Here is a 22,881-nt window from a genome sequence, read left to right on the forward strand (position 1 = left end):
CCGATGGCCCCGCCCGCCCCGGTCACCCTCCGACCGGCAGCAGGCGGGACGGGGGGCGCGGGGTCAGGAGCAGCGGGTTCAGGTACCGGGCGCCTCTGAGCAGGCCCCAGTGGAGGCAGGTCTCCGGACAGTGCGTGCCGGGGGCGACCCGGGCGATCGGGGTGCCGGCCGCGACCCGCGTGCCGGGCGCCACCAGCGGAGTCACCGGGGTGAAGGTGGTCCGCAGCGGGGGAGTGCCCGACCGCGGCAGGGTCAGGGTGAGGACTCCGCGCCCGCCGACCGGGCCCGCGAAGGTGACCGTGCCCGCGGTGGGGGCCAGGACCGGGCTGCCCGGTGGTGCGGCCAGGTCGACGCCGCGATGCCCGGCCGCGTAGGGGCCCGGCGGTGGCTGCCAGCCGCGGAGGATCTCCGGGAGCGGCGGGCCCACCGGCCACAGGAGGCCGAGGGTCAGGATCAGTGCCGTGAGGTGCATGGGAGAACGCTCCCCCGCACGGCCGGCTCGCAGGGGCCGCGGACGGTTTCTGTGGACTGCCCGCCGGTTGTGGACAGCGCCGTCACCCGCTGCTCCCGGGGTCCCGTACACTTCCTATGGCGACCCGGGTCACCGGGTCGACTTCGCACGCCCCGCCACTACCCTCACCGGCCGTGGCAGCGCCTTTCGGTCCCTCGCGGGCATGGCGCGTCGGGGCGTCAGGAACATAACCGAGAAACTCAAGGAGATACGGCCATGGCCGTCGTCACGATGCGGGAGCTGCTGGAGAGCGGCGTCCACTTCGGTCACCAGACCCGTCGCTGGAACCCGAAGATGAAGCGCTTCATCTTCACCGAGCGCAACGGCATCTACATCATCGACCTGCTCCAGTCGCTGTCGTACATCGACCGCGCCTACGAGTTCGTCAAGGAGACTGTCGCGCACGGCGGCTCCATCATGTTCGTCGGTACGAAGAAGCAGGCCCAGGAGGCCATCGCCGAGCAGGCGACGCGTGTCGGCATGCCGTACGTCAACCAGCGTTGGCTCGGTGGCATGCTCACCAACTTCTCCACCGTCTACAAGCGTCTGCAGCGCCTCAAGGAGCTTGAGCAGATCGACTTCGAGGATGTGGCCGCGTCCGGCCTCACCAAGAAGGAGCTCCTGGTCCTCTCCCGCGAGAAGGCCAAGCTGGAGAAGACCCTTGGTGGTATCCGCGAGATGCAGAAGGTGCCGAGCGCCGTCTGGATCGTCGACACCAAGAAGGAGCACATCGCCGTCGGTGAGGCGCGCAAGCTCCACATCCCGGTCGTCGCGATCCTCGACACCAACTGCGACCCCGACGAGGTCGACTACAAGATCCCGGGCAACGACGACGCGATCCGCTCCGTCACCCTGCTCACCCGCGTGATCGCCGACGCCGTCGCCGAGGGCCTCATCGCCCGCTCCGGCGCCGCGACCGGCGACTCGAAGCCGGGCGAGAAGGCCGCCGGCGAGCCCCTCGCCGAGTGGGAGCGCGACCTGCTCGAGGGCGAGAAGAAGGCCGACGACGCCGAGGTCCAGACCTCCGCCGAGACCGAGAAGGTCGCCGACGCCGAGGCCGCCGAGGCCCCGGCCGAGGTTGCCGCCGAGGCTCCGGCCGCGGACGCCGAGCAGGCCTGACCCTTCAGGACCTTCGGGTGACGACGGCGGGGGCCCACGAAGCCCCCGCCGTCCACCCGTGGACCCGCCCGATCTTTCAGACTTCGAGAGAGAAACAGACTCATGGCGAACTACACCGCCGCTGACGTCAAGAAGCTCCGCGAGCTCACCGGCGCCGGCATGATGGACTGCAAGAAGGCCCTCGACGAGGCCGACGGCAACGTCGACAAGGCCGTCGAGGCCCTGCGCATCAAGGGCCAGAAGGGTGTCGCCAAGCGCGAGGGCCGCTCCGCCGAGAACGGCGCCGTGGTCTCCCTCATCGCCGACGACAACACCTCCGGCGTCCTCGTCGAGCTGAAGTGCGAGACGGACTTCGTCGCCAAGGGTGACAAGTTCCAGGCCGTCGCCGACAAGCTCGCCGCCCACGTCGCCGCCACCTCCCCGGCCGACCTGGACGCGCTGCTCGCCTCCGAGATCGAGGCCGGCAAGACCGTGCAGGCGTTCGTCGACGAGGCCAACGCCAACCTCGGCGAGAAGATCGTCCTGGACCGCTTCGCGCAGTACGCCGACGGCTTCGTCTTCGCGTACATGCACCGCACGATGCCGGACCTCCCGCCGCAGATCGGTGTCCTCGTCGAGTTCGACAAGGCCGACGCCGCCGTCGCCAAGGGTGTCGCCCAGCACATCGCCGCCTTCGCGCCGAAGTACCTCACCCGTGAGGACGTTCCGGCCGAGGTCGTCGAGACCGAGCGTCGCGTCGCCGAGGAGACCACCCGTGCCGAGGGCAAGCCCGAGGCCGCGCTCCCGAAGATCGTCGAGGGTCGCGTGAACGGCTTCTTCAAGGACGCGACGCTGCTCGGTCAGCCGTACGCCCTTGACAACAAGAAGTCCGTCCAGCAGATCCTGGACGAGGCCGGTGTCACCCTGAAGCGCTTCACCCGCATCAAGGTCGGCATCTGAGTCCGTACGCGAACGCGACGGACACCGGACCCCGGTAGGGTCTGAGGCAGTCGTCCGCGCACGCGCAGGACGACCGCAGATCTGACGAGGAGGCCATTGCCGTACGGGAAACCGCGAGGACCCAAGGCAATGGCCTCCTTCGTATGTGCACGAGGAGATCTCCATGAACCAGGACGCCGTACAGGGCGACGACAACAACGGCAAGCAGGCCGGCCGCTACATGCTGAAGCTGTCCGGAGAAGCCTTCTCCGGCGGTACGGGCCTGGGCGTCGACCCCAATGTCGTGCACGCCATCGCGCGTGAGATCGCGGCCGTCGTCCGCGACGGCGCGGAGATCGCGGTGGTGATCGGCGGTGGCAACTTCTTCCGTGGCGCCGAGCTCCAGCAGCGCGGCATGGACAGGGCCCGCTCCGACTACATGGGCATGCTCGGCACCGTGATGAACTGCCTCGCCCTCCAGGACTTCCTGGAGAAGGAGGGCATCGACTCCCGCGTCCAGACCGCCATCACCATGGGCCAGGTCGCCGAGCCGTACATCCCGCTGCGCGCCGTGCGTCACCTGGAGAAGGGCCGTGTGGTCATCTTCGGTGCGGGCATGGGCATGCCGTACTTCTCCACGGACACCACCGCCGCGCAGCGCGCCCTGGAGATCGACGCCGAGGCGCTCCTCATGGGCAAGAACGGCGTGGACGGCGTCTACGACTCCGACCCGAAGGCCAACCCCGACGCGGTCAAGTTCGACGCACTGGAGTACGGCGAGGTGCTCTCCCGCGACCTCAAGGTCGCCGACGCCACCGCCATCACCCTGTGCCGGGACAACAACCTCCCGATCCTCGTCTTCGAACTGCTCACCGAGGGCAATATCGCTCGCGCGGTGAAGGGTGAGAAGATCGGCACGCTCGTGAGCGACCAGGGCACCCGGGCCTGACCCGAACCGGGGAACCGCCCCGCAAGGGGATGGACAGAGCCCTGCCGGTCGTACACCGTGCAGGACACAACGCGACGACACGCAGGAGCATGTGGTGATCGAAGAGACCCTCCTCGAGGCCGAGGAGAAGATGGAGAAGGCCGTCGTGGTCGCCAAGGAGGACTTCGCCGCGATCCGCACCGGCCGTGCGCACCCGGCGATGTTCAACAAGATCGTGGCGGACTACTACGGTGCCATCACCCCCATCAACCAGCTGGCGTCCTTCTCCGTCCCGGAGCCGCGGATGGCCGTGGTGACCCCGTTCGACAAGAGCGCGCTGCGCAACATCGAGCAGGCGATCCGGGACTCGGACCTCGGCGTCAACCCGAGCAACGACGGCAACATCATCCGGGTGGTGTTCCCCGAGCTGACGGAGGAGCGCCGCCGGGAGTACATCAAGGTCGCCAAGAGCAAGGCCGAGGACTCGAAGATCTCGATCCGCTCGGTCCGCCGCAAGGCCAAGGAGACCATCGACAAGCTCGTCAAGGACGGCGAGGTCGGCGAGGACGAGGGCCGCCGCGCCGAGAAGGAGCTCGACGACACCACCGCGAAGTACGTCTCGCAGGTGGACGAGCTGCTCAAGCACAAGGAAGCCGAGCTGCTCGAGGTCTGATGAACGACTCTTCCTGGGGGGCCCCGGCCGGTTCCGGCCGTGGGGGACCCGACCAGGGGCCCGTCCCGGCGGGTCCCGCATACGATCGGCAGCAGGCGGCGCAGACTCGGCCCATGCCCATCGTGCCCGACGTTCCCGCCGGCGGATTCCAGGACGGTCACGGCCGGGGGGCCGCTCACCAGAGCGGTCCCCTGTTCCGTGACGAGACGCCGCACGAGCACCCGCAGGAGCCCATGCCCAGCCCCACCCCGCCTCCGCCGCCCGCGCCGTCGGCGCCACGGCAGAAGAAGAGCGCGGGGCGCAATCTGGGCGCGGCCATAGGGGTCGGGGTGGGCCTCGGGGCCGTCATCATCGCCTCGCTGTACATCTGGCCGCCGGCGTTCGTCGGGGTGATAGCGGTCGCCGTGGTGGTCGGGCTGTGGGAGCTGACCTCCCGCCTCCAGGAGCGCAAGGGGATCAAGGCTCCGTTGGTGCCGCTCGCGGTCGGCGGCGCGGCGATGGTCGTCGCCGGTTACGTCCGGGGGCCCGAGGGCGCCTGGGTGGCGATGGCGCTCACGGCGCTCGCGGTACTCGTCTGGCGGATGACGGAACCTCCCGAGGGCTATCTGAAGGACGTCACGGCGGGTGTGTTCGCGGCGTTCTACGTGCCGTTCCTGGCGACGTTCGTGGCGTTGATGCTCACCGCCGACGACGGCCCGCAGCGGGTGCTGACGTTCCTGGTGCTGACGGTGGTCAGCGACACGGGTGCGTACGCGGTCGGCTGGCGCTTCGGCAAGCGCAAGCTGGCGCCGAGGATCAGTCCCGGAAAGACCCGTGAGGGTCTGTTCGGGGCGGTGGCCTTCGCGATGGCGGCGGGCGCGCTGTGCATGCAGTTCATGATCGACGACGGTGTCTGGTGGCAGGGTCTGCTGCTGGGTCTCGCGGTGGCGACGAGCGCGACGCTCGGCGACCTCGGCGAGTCGATGATCAAGCGGGACCTGGGCATCAAGGACATGGGCACCCTGCTGCCGGGGCACGGCGGGATCATGGACCGGCTGGACTCGCTGCTGCCGACGGCTCCGGTCGTGTGGCTGCTGTTCGTGATCTTCGTCGGTTCGGCCTGATCCGTACGCGTGTGCCGTCAGGGCCCGTCACCCTCCGGGGTGACGGGCCCTGACGCATGGGGGCGGCATGTGGGTGCAGCCGCCGAGCCGGAACCGTGCCGCATGAGGACAATGCGGACATGGCATCCAAGGCAGGCGCCGACGGCGCACCCGCGGGGGCACGGCTCGTCCTGCTGACCCTCGCGGCGGGCCAGTTCCTGATGGCCCTCGACAGCTCCGTCATGAACGTGGCGATCGCGACCGTGGCCGAGGACGTGGGCACCACGGTGACCGGGATCCAGGGCGCCATCACCGCGTACACGCTGGTGATGGCGATGTTCATGATCCCCGGGGGCAAGGTCGGGGTGCTGATCGGCCGTCGGCGCGCGTTCATGATCGGCTGCGTGATCTACGGCTGCGGCTCGCTGACCACGGCGCTCGCTCCGAACCTGCCCGTTCTGCTGATCGGCTGGTCGTTCCTCGAAGGCATCGGGGCGGCGCTCATCCTGCCGTCGATCGTGGCGCTGGTGGCCGGCAACTTCCCCACCGAGGGCCGGGCCGCGGCGTACGGCATCGTGGCGGCGGCGGGCGCCGTGGCCATCGGGCTCGGACCGCTCATCGGCGGTATCGCCACGACCTACTTCTCCTGGCGCTGGGTCTTCGCCGGCGAGGTCCTGGTCGTGCTCGTCATCCTGGTGTTCGCCCGCCGCATCGCCGACGCCGGCGACGAGGAACACCCTCGCATCGATCTCGTCGGCGCCGTCCTGTCCGCCGCCGGGCTCGGGATCTTCGTCTACGGCGTCCTGCGCTCGGACGAATGGGGCTGGGTCCAGCCGAAGACCGACGCTCCCGCATGGCTCGGGGTGTCGATGACCGTGTGGCTGATGCTGGCGGGGCTGCTCCTGGTGTATCTGTTCCTCCGCTGGGAGGCCCGCCTCGTCGAGCGGGGCCGGGATCCGCTCGTCGACCCGGCCATGCTGCGGAACAAGCAGCTGACCGGCGGACTGACGATGTTCTTCTTCCAGTACCTCGTGCAGATGGGCGTCTTCTTCGTCGTCCCGCTCTATCTGTCCGTGGCCCTCGGTCTGTCCGCGCTGCAGACGGGCGCCCGGATCCTGCCGCTCTCCCTGACGCTGCTGGCCGCCGCCGTCCTCATCCCGCGCTTCCTCCCCGACGTCTCGCCGCGGCGGGTGGTACGGATCGGGGTGGCGGCGCTCCTCGCCGGTGCGGTCGCCCTGATGGCCGCGCTGGACACGGACGCCGGAGCGGAGATCGTCACCGTCCCGCTGCTGCTGATCGGCTTCGGGATGGGGGCCCTGGCCTCCCAGCTCGGATCGGTCACGGTGTCCGCGGTCTCCGACCGACAGAGCGCGGAGGTCGGAGGCATCCAGAACGCCGTCACCAACCTCGGCTCCTCGATGGGCACGGCGCTCGCGGGCTCCCTGATGATCGCCGCGCTCACGTCGTCGTTCCTGGGCGCCGTGGAGCGGAACGAGGCGATCCCGGACGAGGTGAAGAACCAGGCCGTCGTCGAGCTCCAGAGCGGCGTCCCGTTCCTCTCGGACGCCCAGCTGACGACCGCCCTCGACGAGGCGGGCACCAGCGAGGAGGTCGCCGCGGCCGCCCTGGAGGCGAACGAGGCAGCCCGCCTGGACGGCCTGAAGGCAGCCCTGGCGATCCTGGCCGGCGCGTCCGTCATGGCACTCTTCTTCACCCAGCGAATCCCACGCACCCAGCCCCGGTCACCCGCACCCTGAAGCGGCGAACCGGGCCACGGGCGCGCGTCTGCGACACTGGTACCACCATGCCCAAGCCCGGAGAACTCACCGGGATACGGGCCGCACAGGGCACCTGACCTGCACATTTGGTCCAGATCAGGGGCCCTGTTCAGCTCGTGGGGCCGTCTCTGGGAGTCGACGTCGTGAGTGCCTCTACGGATATGCGGTTGGAGGAGTAGATCGACTCGATCGTGATCCCCGCCTTGTCCTGGACATGCTGTCGGGGCTCACCAGCGGTTGCTGCTCTACCCGGAGCGGGGTTTCACGATCGCTCAGGGCGTCCCGGAGGACGTGACCGCGGCCTACGGGCGGCTGCGCAGCGCGGGGTTCGTCAGCCGACTCATGGCGGAGTGAGCCTACTACTTGCAGCCGAGGTCTGGCCTCACCCAACCGGGGCCCTCTGTGCCCGGCTGCTGATGCTGGCCCGTGCGAGTGATGGTTTCCGCGGGTCGGGGCGTGTCTGTTCGCGATGTGGCAGCGACAACCGCTTTCCGCCGATGCGCGAGACATGTGTACCCATTTTCAGCCACCGTTTGTAGTTTCGGCGTTGCTCATGGTTTCGACTTGTCATCCTGCATCCGCGACACGAGGTGCCTACGTGTTGAGGCCAACGGGAGGGGCGAAAACGTGAGTGACCAAGCGCAATTGGCTGCTGTGGCTGGGTCTGCTGCTGCGGCCCTTGTTGCCGAGATGGTCCGGGACAGCTGGTCCTCGGCGCGGGCTGTGGCCGTCCGCATTTTCCGTCGTGGCGGGGAAGCTGAGGCGGAGCGGCAGCTGAGTCGACTCGACGAGGACCAAGCACAGGCCAACGCTACGGACGCAGCCGTACTGCGAGACCGCTGGCAGCGGCGTTTCCTCACGCTGCTGGAGGACTACCCCGAAGCGGCCGAAGATCTGGCAGCCCTTGTTAGCCGGCACTCCGACCAACCAGCTGGCGTCGTAAGCCAGAGTGCGACTGGAAACAGCGGCCCGGTGATCCAAGTAGGGAGGGACAACTTCGGCGGCCTCAACACAGGGGGCAGCTGATCATGGATCACGAGTCTCCATACACTCCTGCATCGGGTCAGCTGGCTTCGCAGAACAGCGCACCGGTTGTCCAAGTAGCAGGATCGATAACGGGCAACATCACGATTCTGCGGCGCCCGAAGCTGCCCGTCTCCCCGATTCCGCGAGGAGACCATGCTGCTGCCACAGAGCCCCTCTGGGCGTACACCCCCACTCCTCAGCGGGCCGTCGGTCATCTTGCAACCTACGGTCTTGCCGTCATTTTGGGAGAGCAGGGCACCGGTCGTCGAATCTCCGCTGTTCGGGCCCTTCTAGGCCACATATCTGCTGTGGGAAGCCCGCCGCAACTTTTCAACCTCGCTGCCGACTGGGACGACGACGAGGTCCCTGACGCGGAGATTCTTCCGGAACCCGCACCAGGCCATGGCTACCTGATTGATGCCTCGTCACGGCCGCTTACCTCCGCCGCGGCACTTGCTCTTACTGGTTGGGCAGAGACGCTTCATGCGCGGGGGGCATGTGTTGTCATCACAGGGAGCTACCGAGACTGGTCCGGAGATGAGCGCTTCACCGTTCAATCGGTGCGGCCCGATGCAGGGCAGGTCGCGCGCAATTTCCTAACGGAGGAGCTCTCGAGTCCGATACAAGCCAGCTGGCTAGAGGAGGGAGAAGGGCGGACGGTTGCTCGAGGGGCGATGCGTGGCTACGCAGATGTCACGGGTGTCCTTGCCGACTTGGTGCCCCGCAGTGTCAGTCCATCTAACGCGATTGCCATTGCTTCGCGCCTTCATCGCATCAAGTCAGAGCGTGTGACCAACGCCGTCGCCCTGAGGCAGGATGGTCAGCCATCGGAGAGCCGCGAGAAAGGAATCGAAGAGCTTGCGAGGATCAGGGATGAGGTCCTACTTTGGACTGATTTTCTGGAGAAAAAGCTCACTGAAGGCGGAACGAGGGGGCAAGACCGAGTCATGCTCTTGGCTGCCGCCTACTTGGAAAAGGCGCCCCTCGAACTATGCATCAAAGCTGCTGGGGAATTCGGCCCGCGAGACGAGGCCAGCAAGCGGCGCTTTCGTGAGGGTCGTAGCCCTAGGCGTCGTATGCGGGATGTTGGCGTAGATGTGACCGCGGACGATAGGGCTGCCTTTGATAGTCGGCCGGGACTCGCCATGTCTGCAATCCAAATGGACTGGCACCACTGGGCTGATGAGCGGGTTGAAACCAGGAATTGGATCGAGCGGATCACGTCACCTGGTGGCGTGGCAGAACCTTGGGCCAAACAGATCGGTGAGCGTCTACTCGAGCTGTCTCGTAGGGCTGTCGATGCACCGTTCTTCCCAGTGCTGGATACATGGACGGCTACGGCGGACGATGACGCCAAGCGCATCAGCATCGTGGCTCAGCTTTTCACGCGGGCGGCCATCCGGGACGAGCTTGCCCGTGAAACGCACAAGAAGCTATTGGACTGGGCTAAGCGGGGAAATTCCATGCAACGCCGCGTGGTTGCCGAAGTCTGTAGGGGGCCTTATGGCCACAGGTGGCCAGGTACGGCTCTAGTACGGCTGCGACACGTTCTGGCAATAGATGATGCGGCATCCGAAGTTGCGGCAGATGCGCTAGTGGAATACGCGGCAATTGGGTCTGCGGAGTTGACTCGGGTCGTCGACACCGTGGAGACATGGATAGACCGGTATCCAAACCACCCTGCCGGTCCTCGGGCATTCCTTGCTCTCGCCGATGCAGACAAGCCGACCGGCGTACTGGCTACACTCCTTCAACTTGCTCAAAAGCTACCTGCGGTCCGAGACTTTCTTGTATGCGGATGGTCTGCGACGCTAGAGCAACCGGAAGTGCGTGACAGGGCCTACCAGTCCTTGGTTTCCTGGTCCAAGGCGGTTCAGGCGAAGGACCTAGAGCGCGAATTCACATTCGGCGTGCTCATTGATGTGAGGAATAGCCATGAACCGGTAGACGCGATGTCCCGGTTCCTGTATGGAAGTCCGGACCAGGAGGACCCTGCTATTGTCTCCGCTCGCTTCGCCCTGGCAAACCTCCGGCAACCGGATCGCGATTCGCAGTGTTCGAAATTGAATTGCCCAGTCCGGCGAGTGGATGGCGTCAACTTGAGCGACTCCGCGGCTGACTCCAATGCGCAAGAGGAGTGATCTTAGCTCCCTCTGGAATTGGCCTATTTTGGCCCATGGGCCAGCTGCTCAGGCCGCCTCGTACCCGTGAGCTCGGCCGCCCCTCCACTTCACCCAGGCCGGGTCGTCGAGGAGGTCCTCGGCGTCCGGGAGGCCTGCGCGGCGGAGGAACTCGACGACGTCTGCGTCGCTGTGGGCGAGGCCGAGAATGTTGCCTCGCGCGGTGACGCGCCTTCCGCCGGTGGGGGAGGGCTGATGGACGACTATCGGGGCACTGTCCATACCTCCAGGATGCCCTGGGCTGGCCGCAGGCACGGAGGCCGCGCTCGGCTGGAGGACGGGGAGACCGGGAGCGGTCCCGGCATGATCAGGAGGGTGCCCGCTCGCACGCGAGCGGCTCGATCGGGCACCTTCGCAGCAGATAGTCGGCCAGGTCCGTGCCCTGCGTCCTTCCCGCAGGTGGGCTCCGTCCCGGGCCGTCTCTGGGCCGTCTGAAGGCGGCCCCAGACGGCCCCGGACGACCCAAGACGACCCCCACCGGATGCTCGGGCCCCTGGTTACCGCGTTCCGTCTGCGACACTGGGGGAACCATGCCCAAGCCCGGAGAACTCACTTTCGTCGCCCCCCGCGGAGCCAAGAAGCCGCCGCGGCACCTGGCCGACCTCACGCCCGCCGAGCGGAAGGAGGCCGTCGCCGCGATCGGCGAGAAGCCGTTCCGCGCCAAGCAGCTGTCCACCCACTACTTCGCGCGGTACGCGCACGATCCCGCCGAGTGGACGGACATTCCGGCCGCCTCGCGGGAGAAGCTGGCCGGGGAGCTGCTGCCCGATCTGATGTCCGTGGTGCGGCACATCTCGTGCGACGACGACACCACCCGTAAGACCCTGTGGCGGCTGCACGACGGCACGCTCGTCGAGTCGGTGCTCATGCGCTACCCGGACCGGGTGACCATGTGCATCTCCTCGCAGGCCGGCTGCGGGATGAACTGCCCGTTCTGCGCGACGGGGCAGGCCGGGCTCGACCGGAACCTGTCGACCGCCGAGATCGTGCACCAGATCGTGGACGGCATGCGGTCGCTGCGGGACGGGGAGGTGCCCGGGGGACCGGCGCGGCTCTCCAACATCGTGTTCATGGGCATGGGCGAGCCGCTCGCGAACTACAAGCGGGTCGTCGGTGCCATCCGGCGGCTGACCGACCCCGAGCCGGACGGTCTCGGGCTGTCCCAGCGCGGGATCACCGTCTCCACCGTCGGGCTCGTGCCCGCGATGCTGCGGTTCGCCGACGAGGGCTTCAAGTGCCGGCTCGCGGTCTCGCTGCACGCCCCGGACGACGAGCTCCGCGACACCCTGGTGCCGGTCAACACGCGCTGGAAGGTGCGCGAGGTCCTCGACGCGGCCTGGGAGTACGCGGAGAAGTCCGGCCGCCGGATCTCCATCGAGTACGCGCTCATCCGGGACATCAACGACCAGGCGTGGCGCGGTGACCTGCTGGGCCGGCTGCTCAAGGGGCGTCGGGTGCACGTCAACCTGATCCCGCTGAACCCGACGCCGGGTTCGAAGTGGACGGCGTCGCGTCCGGAGGACGAGAAGGCCTTCGTCGAGGCGATCGCCCGCCACGGCGTACCGGTGACCGTGCGGGACACCAGGGGCCAGGAGATCGACGGTGCCTGTGGACAGCTGGCCGCCGCCGAGCGCTGACCTTGTAGTCTGAGCTCGAACACATCTCCATATTCCGACAGGGGAGCGCCACAGCGCTGAGAGTGCGGTCACCGTAGGACCGCAGACCCTCTGAACCTTGCCCAGGTCATTCTGGGTAGGAAGTTCGGTCGTTAACTCAAGCTGTTGCGCCCTGCCCGCGCCCGGTTCGCCGGTCGTGGGCAGGGCCGCGTCTCTTCCTGGTCATACCCAGGAGGAATCTCAGTGAGCACCAATCCGGTGAGCATCAAGAAGGCCGCTGCCGCCGCGCTCGTCGCGGCGCTGGGCGTCACCACCCTCGCCGCCTGCGGCACGGAGGACGTCCGCGAGGCCGCCGGCAAGTCCGGCGCGCCCGCGCCGAAGACCGTGACCCTCGTGAGTCACGACTCGTTCAACGCCTCCAAGGAGGTGCTGGCCGAGTTCACGAAGCAGACCGGCTTCACCGTCAAGGTGCTGAAGAGCGGCGACGCGGGCGAGGCCGTCAACAAGGAGATCCTGACCAAGGGCTCCCCGCAGGGCGACGTCTTCTTCGGCGTCGACAACACCCTGCTGTCCCGCGCCCTCGACAACGGCATCTTCGTGCCGTACGCGGCGAAGGGCCTGGACCGTGTCCCGGCCGAGTACCAGCTGGACAAGGAGCAGCGGGTCACGCCGATCGACTCCGGTGACATCTGCGTCAACTACGACAAGAAGTACTTCGCCGACAAGAAGCTCGCTCCGCCGGTGACCTTCGACGACCTGGCGAAGCCGGCGTACAGGAACCTGCTCGTCGTCGAGAACCCCGAGCGGTCCTCCCCGGGTCTCGGCTTCCTCCTCGGCACGGCCGCGAAGTACGGGGACGAGGGCTGGCAGGACTACTGGACGAAGCTCAAGGCCAACGGCGTGAAGACCGTCGACAGCTGGGAGCTCGCCTACAACCAGGAGTTCTCCGGCTCGGCCGGCGGCAAGCAGGCCAAGGGCGACCGGCCGCTCGTCGTGTCGTACGCCTCCAGCCCGCCGGTCGAGGTGCTCTACGGCGAGCCGCAGCCGAAGGTGGCACCCACCGGGGTGTCCACCGGGACCTGCTTCCGGCAGACGGAGTTCGCGGGCCTGCTGAACGGCGCGAAGAACCCCGAGGGCGGCAAGGCGCTGATCGACTTCCTGATCTCCAAGAAGTTCCAGGAGGACATGCCGCTCCAGATGTTCGTCAACCCGGTGGCGAAGGACGCGGCCCTGCCCGAGCTGTTCACCAAGCACGGCGTGGTCGTAGCCAAGCCGGAGACGATGGCGCCGGAGAAGATCGCCGAGAAGCGTGACCCGTGGATCCAGCAGTGGTCGTCGCTCGTTCTGAAGTAGTCCCCGACCGCCGGGGAAGCGCGGCGCGGCTCGGCCTGATGGCCGTGCCCGTCGCCTTCTTCGCGCTCTTCTTCGCCTGGCCCGTCGCCTCGATCGTCGAGCGCGGGCTGCGCGTCGACGGCGTGTGGCAGTTCGGCCGGTTCGGCGAGACGCTGAGCCGGCCGGAGATCCTCGACGTCCTGTGGTTCACGCTCTGGCAGGCGCTCGCCTCCACCGGGCTGACCCTGCTGATCGCGCTGCCCGGCGCGTACGTCTTCGCGCGTTTCGAGTTCCGCGGCAAGGGGCTGCTGCGCGCGGTCGTCACCGTGCCCTTCGTGATGCCGACCGTCATGGTCGGTACGGCCTTCCTGGCGCTCGTCGGTCGCGGCGGGCTCCTCGACGAGCTGTGGGGCGTACGGCTCGACACCACGGTCTGGGCGATCCTGATCGCCCATGTGTTCTTCAACTACGCCGTCGTCGTACGGACCGTCGGCGGCCTGTGGGCGCAGCTCGACCCCCGCCAGGAAGAGGCGGCCCGGGTCCTCGGCGCGTCACGCTGGAAGGCGTGGCGGACCGTGACCCTGCCGGCGCTGGCCCCGTCGGTCGCCGCGGCGGCGCTGATGGTCTTCCTGTTCACCGCGAGCTCCTTCGCCGTCGTCCAGATCCTGGGCGGATCCACGTACTCCACCCTCGAGACGGAGATCTACCGGCAGACCGTCGTCCGCTTCGACCTGACGACGGCGGCCGTCCTCACGATGGTGCAGTTCGTCGCCGTCGGTGTCGTCCTCGCCGTGCACGCCCGGACGGTCCGCCGCCGGGAGACCGCGCTGCGGATGGTGGCACCCGAGGAGGCGGCGCGCCGGCCCCGGGGCGTCGGCCAGTGGGCGCTGTTCGCGGCCGTCCTGCTCTCGGTCGCCCTGCTGATCGTGCTGCCGCTCGGCGTGCTCGTCGAGAGGTCCTTCGCCACCTCCCACGGCTACGGCCTCGACTACTACCGGGCCCTGCAGACCCCCGACCCCTCCGGCACCTTCCTCGTGCCCCTGCTCGACACGATCGGGAACTCGCTCCGGTACGCCGTCGTCGCCACCCTGATCGCCCTCGTCATCGGCGGGCTCGCCGCGGCCGCGCTGACCCTCCCCCGCTCCCGGCTTCGCTCGCGCGGGGGGACCCCCACCGCCGGGCGGCTCGTACGGGGCTTCGACGCGCTGCTCATGCTGCCGCTCGGGGTGTCGGCCGTGACCGTCGGCTTCGGGTTCCTCATCACGCTCGACGAGCCGCCGTTCGACCTGCGGGCCAGCTGGATCCTCGTACCGCTGGCACAGGCACTCGTCGGTGTGCCCTTCGTCGTACGGACGATGCTGCCGGTGCTGCGGGCGGTGGACGAGCGGCTGCGGGAGGCGGCGGCCGTGCTCGGCGCCTCGCCGTGGCGGGCCTGGCGGGAGGTGGATCTGCCGCTGGTGCGGCGGGCGTTGCTGATCGCCGCCGGGTTCGCGTTCGCCGTCTCGCTCGGCGAGTTCGGCGCGACCGTCTTCATCGCCCGCCCCGACAGCCCGACGCTTCCGGTGGCGGTGGCCCGGCTCCTCGGCCGGCCCGGCGAACTCAACTACGGCCAGGCGATGGCCCTCTCGACGATCCTCATGGTGGTGTGCGCGGTGTCCCTGCTGCTGCTCGAACGGCTCCGGACCGACCGCACCTCGGGGGAGTTCTGATGCTGGTACTCGACGGGGCGACCGTACGGTTCGGGGAGCGGGCAGCGCTCGACGCCGTGGACCTGGAGGTCGCCGACCACGAGATCGTGTCCGTGCTCGGGCCGAGCGGCAGCGGCAAGTCCACGCTGCTACGGGTGGTCGCGGGGCTGCAGGCCCTCGACGGCGGGCGGGTGCTCCTCGGCGGCGCCGACCAGCGCGGGGTGCCGGCGCACCGGCGGGGCGTCGGCCTGATGTTCCAGGACCACCAGCTGTTCCCGCAGCGGGACGTCGGCGGCAACGTCGCCTTCGGGCTGCGGATGCGCGGGGCCGGGAGGGCCGAGCAGACCGAGCGGGTGACGGAGCTGCTCGACCTCGTCGGACTGCCGGGCGCCGGGCGGAGGTCCGTCGCCGCGCTCTCCGGCGGTGAGCAGCAGCGGGTGGCGCTGGCCCGCGCCCTGGCTCCCCGGCCCCGGCTGCTGATGCTCGACGAGCCGCTCGGCCAGCTCGACCGGGGACTGCGGGAGCGGCTCGTCGTGGAGCTGCGGCAGCTCTTCGGGCGGCTCGGCACGACGGTGCTCGCGGTGACCCACGACCAGGGCGAGGCCTTCGCGCTGGCCGACCGGGTGGTGGTCATGCGGGACGGGCGCATCGCCCAGTCGGGTGCACCCGTCGAGGTGTGGTCGCGGCCGGCCTCGGAGTTCGTGGCCCGCTTCCTGGGGTTCGACAACGTGGTGGCGGCGCGGGTGACCGGGCCGGTCGCGGAGACCGCCTGGGGGAAGGTCCCGGTGCCGGACGGCTCGCCGCAGGGCGAGCGGCGGCTCCTGGTCCGGCCCGGCGGGGTACGGCTCGTGCCCGTCGAGGAGGGGCCGGCCTGGACGGTCGAGTCCCGGACCTTCCGGGGCAGCCATGTGGCCGTACGGCTTCGCCCGGTGGACGGACCGCCGCTGGACGCGGAGCTTCCGCTGCGGGAGGTGCCGGGGGAGGGCGCCGCGGTCGGGGTGGAGTTCCGGGCGGAGGACGTGGTGGTGCTGGCGGACGACATTCCGTAGCGGGTGCGATGAGTTTCCCGGTCCGGTGGAGTCTCCTTGGTGTTCGTCATGCCTTGTCGACCACGCGGGAGGAACCCCATGGGCCAGCTGCTCAGAGTCCAGAACTTCATGGTCTCGTCCGACGGATTCGGTACGGGTGAGGGCCAGAGCCTGGAGCGTCCCTTCGGGCACGCGGATCCCGGGGCCATGTTCTCCTGGGCGGGGGCCACGGCGAGCTGGCCCAACCGGACCGACCCCGGGGGCAGCCGTGGCCTCGACGACTACTTCACGCGGGACTTCTCCCGGAACATCGGCGCCGAGATCATGGGCCGCAACAAGTTCGGGCCGCAGCGCGGGCCCTGGCAGGACTTCGAGTGGCAGGGCTGGTGGGGTGACGAGCCGCCGTTCCACACGCCGGTGTTCGTCATGACCCACCACCCGCGCCCCTCGTTCACGCTGTCCGACACGACGTTCCACTTCGTCGACGGCGACCCGGCGAGCGTGCTGGCGCGGGCGAAGGAGGCGGCGGACGGCAAGGACGTCCGGCTCGGCGGCGGGGCCACCGTCATCCGGGAGTTCCTCGACGCCGACCTCGTCGACACCCTGCACGTCGCGGTCGCGCCGGTGAAGCTCGGTGCGGGGGTACGGCTCTGGGAGTCGCCCGACGAGCTGCTCGACCGGTTCCACCGCGATGTCGTGCCCAGCCCGGGCGGTGCGGTGACGCACCACCTCTTCTGGCGGAAGTGAACCGGGTCGCCAGGCCCTGTCGTCGAACCCCTCTGCCCCTCGACGCCACGCACGCGCACCAGACGCCGCTCCCTGATCCGGCCTGACAGACAAGACACCCCCAGCAGCGTTCGCACGGAGGCGGCGCGACCCGTCCAGGAGGGCCAGTCGGCCCAGGACGGCCGCTCGGCAAGTGTCTTCGGCGTCATGGTCCGAGCCTCGCGGGGAGCGCCCCGGGAATCGTCGGCCCGTGGTCGCGTCCCGCTCCGCCGTGCGGCGGAGGCGTGGGTAGGGCTCCGGGGCGGGCCACCGCCGGGCGTGGGTACGGCTCCGGGGCGGGGCCCTCGTCGGCCTCTCGGCAGCGCTTCGTGAGCCCTCGTCAGGCCCCCGCCCACCTCCCGTCAGGCCTTCGACGGCCGCTCAGGGGCGTCCGGGGCCTGGTCGACCGACGGGCGGCCGGTGTGCCGGGGGAAGTATCGCCATGGGCCCACGACAGGGGCGGCACCGGGGTGCCGCGCCTGGAGGTGTCGTGCCGGCCGGGCCGGACCCGCGGCCTGACCGGCAGGAGGGTTCCTCGGTGTCTCAGCCGGTCAGCGGCAGTGCCGCCAGTTCCGCCACGACCCACGTCAGGGGCAGGAAGACCGCGAGCAGCACGCCGGCGCGCATCAGGGCCGCCGAGCGGAGGACCGTGGGCGGCGCGCCGATGCGGAGGAGGGCCTCGGTGGTGTGGGCGCGGCACTGCTTGGACTCCAGGGCCGCGGTGAGGAGGGTGGCCGTCGTGCAGGCCAGGACGAGGGCCGCGCCCAGGCCGGTGAGCGGGCCGAAGGCGCCGGGGCCGGTGCCCGCGTCGTGCAGGGCCGCCGCCGCGAGCGTCCCGGAGAGCACCGCGGTGACCACGCCGAGGGGGCGGCCGATACGGCGGGCCTCGTCCATCAGGACGCGGCCCGCGAGCAGCCGTGTGGCGCCCGGCCGGACGGACTGGAGGAGGCGGCCGCAGCCGTGGACCAGGCCGGGGCCGGCCATCGCGAGGCCGACGGCGACGAGGACCCAGCCGGCGAGGACGCCCGCCGGGTTGCCGTCGAAGCGGCCCGGCAGGGGGAGTCCGTCGGTGTCGCCGCTGCGGCCCGCGTACGTCTCGACGGCCAGGCCGACCGCGACCAGGGCGATCCCCCACGGCAGCCCGGACGGCACCGGCTTCTCCGCGCCCTCCGGCGGGGCGGGCGCGGTGCGCGGTCGCAGGGCCAGGCCCGCGGCCGTGGCCGCGACGACCGGGAGGACGGCGAGCAGGGTGAGGGCGGCGGCGAGCGGGATCGGCTGGTCGGCGGCGAGGAGGTCGGCGGCGGCCCCGTCGAAGGGCAGGCCCGTGATGTCGCCGCGCAGGTGGAGGTAGAACAGCAGCGCGACCATGGAGCCGAGCGAGCAGGCGACGGCCGTCGACGCGGCGGCGATCGCGGTGAGGCGGGCGGGCCCGAGGCCGATCGCGGAGAGCCCCGGGCGGGGGCGGGTGCTGGGGTCGGTCCGGGCCACCGCGACCGCGAACTGGACGGTCGCGGCGAGCGGCAGGACGCACCAGAGCAGCCGCAGCACGGACGCCGAGGACCGCTCCGGGTGCCCGACCGCGTATCCGAGGGTGCAGAGCAGGAGGAAACCCACCCCCGCCGCCGCGACGGCGACGAGGAGCCGGCGCGTCTGGACGAGGGGGTGGGCCCCGCGGGCTAGACGGAGAGCGAGCACGCCGCGACGCCCTCCGCCCCTGACGCCGGGGGTACGGTGCCGACCCGGCGTCCGTCGAGGAGCGCGACCGTGCGGTCGGCGAGCGCCGCGACCTCGGCGTCGTGGGTGGCGAGGAGCACGCTGATGCCGTGCGAGCGGGCGGCGGCGGTCAGGGTGCGCAGGACCTGGGCGCCGTCGGCCCGGTGCAGGATCGCGGTGGGTTCGTCGGCGAACAGCACCGACGGGGTGGTGACCAGCGCGCGGGCGATGGCGATGCGCTGGCGCTGCGCGTGGGAGAGGGCGTGCGGGCGCTTGCCGGCGCAGGCGCCGATGTCGAGGCGCTCCAGCCACTCCACGGCGGCGGTCTTCGCGGCCCGGTGGGAGGTGCCGCGGAGCAGCAGGGGCAGGGCCGTGTTCTCCCAGCCGGTGAGCTCGGGGACGAGGCCGGGCTCGGGGTCGATCCAGCCGAAGCGGTCGCGCCGGAGCCGTTCGCGGTCGGCGGCGCTCAGGGTGTGCACGGGGCTGCTGTTGAACCAGACCTCGCCCTGCTGGGCGATGAGCTGGCCGGACAGGCACCGCATGAGGGTGGTCTTGCCGCTGCCGCGCGGGCCGACGAGGGCGAGGATCTCGCCCTCGCGGACGCCGAGGGAGACGCCGCTGAGGGCGTCCGAACCGCCCAGGGCGCAGTGCAGGGAACGCGCCCAGAGCACGTCGTTGTCCGGTGGGGCCATCGCGTACACCTCGATGTCGGATCCGATCTGTGTCCCCCGTCCGGGGGAACGAAGGGACGGGCCTGTCGGTCACTGGGCACCGTAAGTATTCGGATCCGTTCGTACGGACAGCACGCGGCCCGGGCCGCCGCCATCCACTCGGATGGCGGCATGCCCGGGCCGGGGTCACGCCGTGAGGGCGGCGTGATGTCGTGTGCCTCGCGGGGCGGGGACCTTAGAGCTTGGTCCAGGCCTCGGTGAGCACCGAGCGCAGGATTCCCTCGATCTCGTCGAAGGTGCCCTGGTCGGCGATCAGCGGCGGGGCGAGCTGGATGACCGGGTCGCCACGGTCGTCGGCACGGCAGTACAGACCGTTCTCGAAGAGCGCCTTGGAGAGGAAGCCGTACAGGACGCGCTCGGTCTCCTCGTCCGTGAAGGACTCCTTGGTGACCTTGTCCTTGACGAGCTCGATGCCGTAGAAGAAGCCGTTGCCGCGGACGTCGCCGACGATCGGGAGGTCGTGCAGCTTCTTCAGGGTGTCGAAGAAGTTGCCCTCCTGGTCGAGGACGTGCTGGTTCAGGCCTTCCTTGTCGAAGATGTCGAGGTTGGCGATGGCGACCGCCGACGACACCGGGTGGCCACCGAAGGTGTAGCCGTGGAGGAAGGTGTTGTCGCCCTTGTAGAAGGGCTCCGCGATGCGGTCCGAGACGATGCAGGCGCCGATCGGGGAGTAGCCCGAGGTCATGCCCTTGGCGCAGGTGATCATGTCCGGCACGTAGCCGAACTTGTCACAGGCGAACATCGTGCCGAGGCGGCCGAAGGCGCAGATCGTCTCGTCGGAGACGAGCAGCACGTCGTACTGGTCGCAGATCTCGCGGACGCGCTGGAAGTAGCCGGGCGGCGGCGGGAAGCAGCCACCGGCGTTCTGCACCGGCTCGAGGAAGACGGCCGCGACGGTGTCGGCGCCCTCGAAGAGGATCTGCTGCTCGATCTGGTCGGCGGCCCAGCGGCCGAAGGCCTCGGGGTCGTCGCCGTGGATCGGGGCGCGGTAGATGTTGGTGTTCGGCACCTTGTGCGCGCCGGGGACCAGCGGCTCGAAGGGGGCCTTCAGGGCCGGCAGACCGGTGATGGACAGGGCGCCCTGCGGGGTGCCGTGGTAGGCGACCGCACGCGAGATGACCTTGTACTTGGTGTGCTTGCCCTGCAGCTTGAAGTACTGCTTGGCGAGCTTCCACGCGGTCTCGACGGCCTCGCCGCCACCGGTGGTGAAGAAGACCTTGTTCAGGTCGCCCGGCGCGTAGTCCGCGAGGCGCTCGGCGAGCTCGACGGCCTTGGGGTGCGCGTACGACCACACGGGGAAGAACGCGAGCTCCTGGGCCTGCTTGTACGCGACCTCGGCCAGTTCCTTGCGGCCGTGTCCGGCGTTGACCACGAAGAGACCCGCGAGACCGTCGAGGTAGCGCTTGCCCTTGTCGTCGAAGATGTAGGTGCCCTCACCACGCACGATGGTGGGAACGGGCGAGTTCTCGTACGACGACATGCGGGTGAAGTGCATCCACAGGTGGTCGTACGCGGTCTTGGAGAGGTCCTGGGTCACGATTATCGAGTTCCCCACATATAGGTCTGCTTCTTGAGCTTGAGGTAGACGAAGCTCTCGGTGGAGCGCACGCCGGGGAGGGTGCGGATGCGCTTGTTGATCACATCCAGCAGGTGGTCGTCGTCCTCGCAGACGACCTCCACCATCAGGTCGAAGGAGCCCGCGGTCATCACCACGTACTCGCATTCGGCCATGGCCGTCAGGGCTTCCGCAACCGGATCAAGGTCACCCTCGACGTTGATGCCGACCATCGCCTGCCGCCGGAAACCCACGGTGAGCGGGTCGGTGACGGCGACGATCTGCATGACCCCCTGATCGAGCAGCTTCTGGACGCGCTGCCGCACGGCGGCCTCGGAGAGGCCCACGGCCTTGCCGATCGCCGCGTAGGGACGGCGCCCGTCCTCCTGGAGCTGTTCGATGATCGCCAGGGAGACGGCGTCGATCGTCGGGGACGAACCGGTTCCGGTTCTGGGTTCTGTGCTTCGACTGGCCACGAGTTCACTGTGCACCGAGAATGTCGGTCTTGCAACCCCAGAGCGATGTAATTCGTTGTTGACGGCCTCGAAACGCACGGAATCCGAAGTTGGAGGAGGGTGGGCCTGTTGAAAGCGTCAGCCGAGCGACTAGGCTGAGGTGTCTCGCCCATCGGGACACCGCACAAGGACGTGCGACGACAGAACGTGACAGGAGGGGTGGCAAGTGACCACCGAGCTGCGCCGGCTGCGTAACTACATCAACGGGGAGTTCCGCGACGCGGCCGACGGCCGCACCATCGAGGTGGTCAACCCGGCCACCGGCGAGGTGTACGCCACCTCCCCGCTCTCGGGCCAGGCTGACGTCGACGCCGCGATGGAGGCCGCCGCGGCCGCCTTCCCCGCCTGGCGTGACAGCACGCCGGCCGAGCGCCAGAAGGTACTCCTCAAGATCGCCGACGCCTTCGAGGAGCGTGCCGAGGACCTGATCGCCGCCGAGGTCCAGAACACCGGCAAGCCCGTCGCTCTCACCGCGAGCGAAGAGATCCCGCCCATGGTGGACCAGATCCGCTTCTTCGCCGGCGCCGCCCGGATGCTCGAAGGCCGCTCGGCCGGCGAGTACATGGAGGGCATGACCTCCATCGTCCGCCGCGAGCCCGTGGGCGTCTGCGCCCAGGTCGCGCCGTGGAACTACCCGATGATGATGGCCGTGTGGAAGTTCGCCCCGGCGCTCGCCGCGGGCAACACCGTCGTCCTCAAGCCCTCGGACACGACCCCCGCGTCGACCGTCCTGATGGCGGAGATCATCGGCCAGATCGTCCCCAAGGGCGTCTTCAACGTCGTCTGCGGCGACCGCGAGACGGGCAAGGCGATGGTCGAGCACGCGACCCCGGCCATGGCCTCCATCACCGGCTCCGTGCGCGCCGGCATGCAGGTCGCCGAGTCGGCGGCCAAGGACGTCAAGCGCGTCCACCTGGAGCTGGGCGGCAAGGCCCCGGTCCTGGTCTTCGAGGACACCGACATCGAGAAGGCCGTCGAGGACATCTCCGTCGCCGGCTTCTTCAACGCCGGCCAGGACTGTACGGCCGCCACCCGCGTCATCGTGCACGAGTCGATCCACGACGAGTTCGTCGCCGCCCTCGCCAAGGCCGCCGCCGAGACCAAGACCGGTCAGCCGGACGACGAGGACGTGCTCTACGGCCCGCTCAACAACGCCAACCAGCTGAAGCAGGTCACCGGCTTCATCGACCGTCTCCCGGCCCACGCCAAGGTCGAGGCCGGCGGTCACCGGGTCGGCGAGAAGGGCTACTTCTACGCCCCGACCGTCGTCTCCGGCCTCAAGCAGGACGACGAGATCGTGCAGAACGAGGTCTTCGGCCCGGTCATCACCGTCCAGTCCTTCACGGACGAGGCCCAGGCCCTGGAGTTCGCGAACGGCGTCGAGTACGCCCTCGCCTCCTCCGTCTGGACCAAGGACCACGCGCGCGCGATGCGCATGTCCAAGGCGCTCGACTTCGGCTGTGTGTGGATCAACACCCACATCCCGCTGGTCGCCGAGATGCCCCACGGCGGCTACAAGAAGTCCGGCTACGGCAAGGACCTCTCCGCCTACGGCTTCGAGGACTACACGCGCATCAAGCACGTCATGACCTCCCTGGGCTGAACCCCCGCCTGAACGCCACGCGGCCCCGGCACCCCGGTCGACAGGGTGTCGGGGCCGCGTCGCGTCGCTCGACGGAGCGTCCATTGCCCCGGTCGGTGGCCTGCCGCGATGCTGCACGGG

At 69.4% G+C, this 22,881-nt stretch carries 19 protein-coding genes; 13 read left to right on the forward strand and 6 right to left on the reverse strand.

The genetic code is table 11. The features are described 5' to 3' along the window. Positions 1-22: 22 nt before the first annotated feature. Positions 23-472: a murein hydrolase activator EnvC family protein gene (locus tag AOK00_RS01035; protein ID WP_055598431.1), complete on the reverse strand. Its 450-nt coding sequence runs from the start codon at positions 470-472 to the stop codon at positions 23-25. Positions 473-727: 255 nt separating this feature from the next. Here AOK00_RS01035 and rpsB point away from each other — a divergent pair, with 255 nt between their 5' ends. The 7 genes from rpsB (at position 728) to AOK00_RS38885 (ending at position 10,176) form a co-directional block, all read left to right on the forward strand. Continuing rightward, positions 728-1,630, forward strand: coding sequence for a 30S ribosomal protein S2 (rpsB, locus tag AOK00_RS01040; RefSeq protein ID WP_055598432.1), 903 nt, complete (start codon positions 728-730; stop codon positions 1,628-1,630). Between the two features lie 102 nt (positions 1,631-1,732). Further along, positions 1,733-2,569: a translation elongation factor Ts gene (tsf, locus tag AOK00_RS01045; protein WP_030206425.1), complete on the forward strand. Its 837-nt coding sequence runs from the start codon at positions 1,733-1,735 to the stop codon at positions 2,567-2,569. A gap of 163 nt (positions 2,570-2,732) precedes the next feature. Continuing rightward, positions 2,733-3,497, forward strand: coding sequence for a UMP kinase (pyrH, locus tag AOK00_RS01050; RefSeq protein ID WP_055598456.1), 765 nt, complete (start codon positions 2,733-2,735; stop codon positions 3,495-3,497). A gap of 94 nt (positions 3,498-3,591) precedes the next feature. Then, positions 3,592-4,149: a ribosome recycling factor gene (gene frr / locus AOK00_RS01055; RefSeq protein ID WP_055598433.1), complete on the forward strand. Its 558-nt coding sequence runs from the start codon at positions 3,592-3,594 to the stop codon at positions 4,147-4,149. Continuing rightward, positions 4,149-5,252, forward strand: coding sequence for a phosphatidate cytidylyltransferase (locus tag AOK00_RS01060; protein WP_079041774.1), 1,104 nt, complete (start codon positions 4,149-4,151; stop codon positions 5,250-5,252). The genes frr and AOK00_RS01060 overlap by 1 nt, the downstream gene beginning before the upstream one ends. A 119-nt stretch (positions 5,253-5,371) precedes the next feature. Then, a complete protein-coding gene (locus AOK00_RS01065; protein WP_055598435.1) occupies positions 5,372-6,988 on the forward strand; it encodes an MFS transporter in 1,617 nt (538 codons plus the stop codon). A gap of 1,835 nt (positions 6,989-8,823) precedes the next feature. Next, a complete protein-coding gene (locus AOK00_RS38885; RefSeq protein ID WP_159041662.1) occupies positions 8,824-10,176 on the forward strand; it encodes a hypothetical protein in 1,353 nt (450 codons plus the stop codon). Positions 10,177-10,224: 48 nt separating this feature from the next. Here the strand turns inward: AOK00_RS38885 and AOK00_RS01070 are convergent, their stop codons facing one another. Further along, positions 10,225-10,437, reverse strand: a complete 213-nt coding sequence (locus tag AOK00_RS01070; RefSeq protein WP_055598436.1) for a hypothetical protein — start codon at positions 10,435-10,437, stop codon at positions 10,225-10,227. A 308-nt stretch (positions 10,438-10,745) separates the two neighbouring features. Between AOK00_RS01070 and rlmN the strand changes: the two genes are divergently transcribed. The 5 genes from rlmN to AOK00_RS01095 all read left to right on the forward strand — a co-directional run bounded on the left by rlmN (position 10,746) and on the right by AOK00_RS01095 (position 16,626). Further along, the gene (gene rlmN / locus AOK00_RS01075; RefSeq protein WP_055598437.1) at positions 10,746-11,852 is read left to right on the forward strand and encodes a 23S rRNA (adenine(2503)-C(2))-methyltransferase RlmN; all 1,107 of its coding nucleotides are present in this window, start codon (positions 10,746-10,748) and stop codon (positions 11,850-11,852) included. Between the two features lie 237 nt (positions 11,853-12,089). Next, entirely contained in the window at positions 12,090-13,184 is a 1,095-nt protein-coding gene (locus AOK00_RS01080) for a thiamine ABC transporter substrate-binding protein (RefSeq protein WP_055598457.1), read from the forward strand. 38 nt (positions 13,185-13,222) lie between these two features. Further along, positions 13,223-14,872 carry an ABC transporter permease gene (locus AOK00_RS01085; protein WP_055598438.1) on the forward strand — a complete coding sequence of 550 codons (1,650 nt, stop codon included), beginning with the start codon at positions 13,223-13,225 and terminating at the stop codon, positions 14,870-14,872. Beyond that, on the forward strand, positions 14,872-15,900 hold the full coding sequence (locus tag AOK00_RS01090; RefSeq protein WP_055598439.1) for an ABC transporter ATP-binding protein: 1,029 nt from the start codon (positions 14,872-14,874) through the stop codon (positions 15,898-15,900). Before AOK00_RS01085 ends, AOK00_RS01090 begins: the two co-directional genes overlap by 1 nt. A gap of 78 nt (positions 15,901-15,978) precedes the next feature. Next, positions 15,979-16,626 carry a dihydrofolate reductase family protein gene (locus AOK00_RS01095; RefSeq protein ID WP_055598440.1) on the forward strand — a complete coding sequence of 216 codons (648 nt, stop codon included), beginning with the start codon at positions 15,979-15,981 and terminating at the stop codon, positions 16,624-16,626. A gap of 561 nt (positions 16,627-17,187) precedes the next feature. Here AOK00_RS01095 and AOK00_RS01100 read toward each other — a convergent pair. The 4 genes from AOK00_RS01100 to AOK00_RS01115 all read right to left on the reverse strand — a co-directional run bounded on the left by AOK00_RS01100 (position 17,188) and on the right by AOK00_RS01115 (position 21,119). Next, positions 17,188-18,339, reverse strand: coding sequence for a hypothetical protein (locus AOK00_RS01100; RefSeq protein WP_055598441.1), 1,152 nt, complete (start codon positions 18,337-18,339; stop codon positions 17,188-17,190). Next, a complete protein-coding gene (locus AOK00_RS01105) occupies positions 18,321-19,049 on the reverse strand; it encodes an ABC transporter ATP-binding protein (RefSeq protein ID WP_055598442.1) in 729 nt (242 codons plus the stop codon). The genes AOK00_RS01100 and AOK00_RS01105 overlap by 19 nt, the downstream gene beginning before the upstream one ends. Before the next feature lie 214 nt (positions 19,050-19,263). Next, positions 19,264-20,643, reverse strand: coding sequence for an aspartate aminotransferase family protein (locus AOK00_RS01110; protein ID WP_173861483.1), 1,380 nt, complete (start codon positions 20,641-20,643; stop codon positions 19,264-19,266). Further along, positions 20,628-21,119 carry an Lrp/AsnC family transcriptional regulator gene (locus tag AOK00_RS01115; RefSeq protein WP_030322349.1) on the reverse strand — a complete coding sequence of 164 codons (492 nt, stop codon included), beginning with the start codon at positions 21,117-21,119 and terminating at the stop codon, positions 20,628-20,630. Before AOK00_RS01115 ends, AOK00_RS01110 begins: the two co-directional genes overlap by 16 nt. A 205-nt stretch (positions 21,120-21,324) precedes the next feature. Here AOK00_RS01115 and AOK00_RS01120 point away from each other — a divergent pair, with 205 nt between their 5' ends. Next, entirely contained in the window at positions 21,325-22,761 is a 1,437-nt protein-coding gene (locus tag AOK00_RS01120; RefSeq protein ID WP_055598445.1) for a gamma-aminobutyraldehyde dehydrogenase, read from the forward strand. Positions 22,762-22,881 lie beyond the last annotated feature (120 nt).

It is taken from the genome of Streptomyces aureus, assembly GCF_001418135.1.
Taxonomy (GTDB): domain Bacteria; phylum Actinomycetota; class Actinomycetes; order Streptomycetales; family Streptomycetaceae; genus Streptomyces; species Streptomyces aureus_A.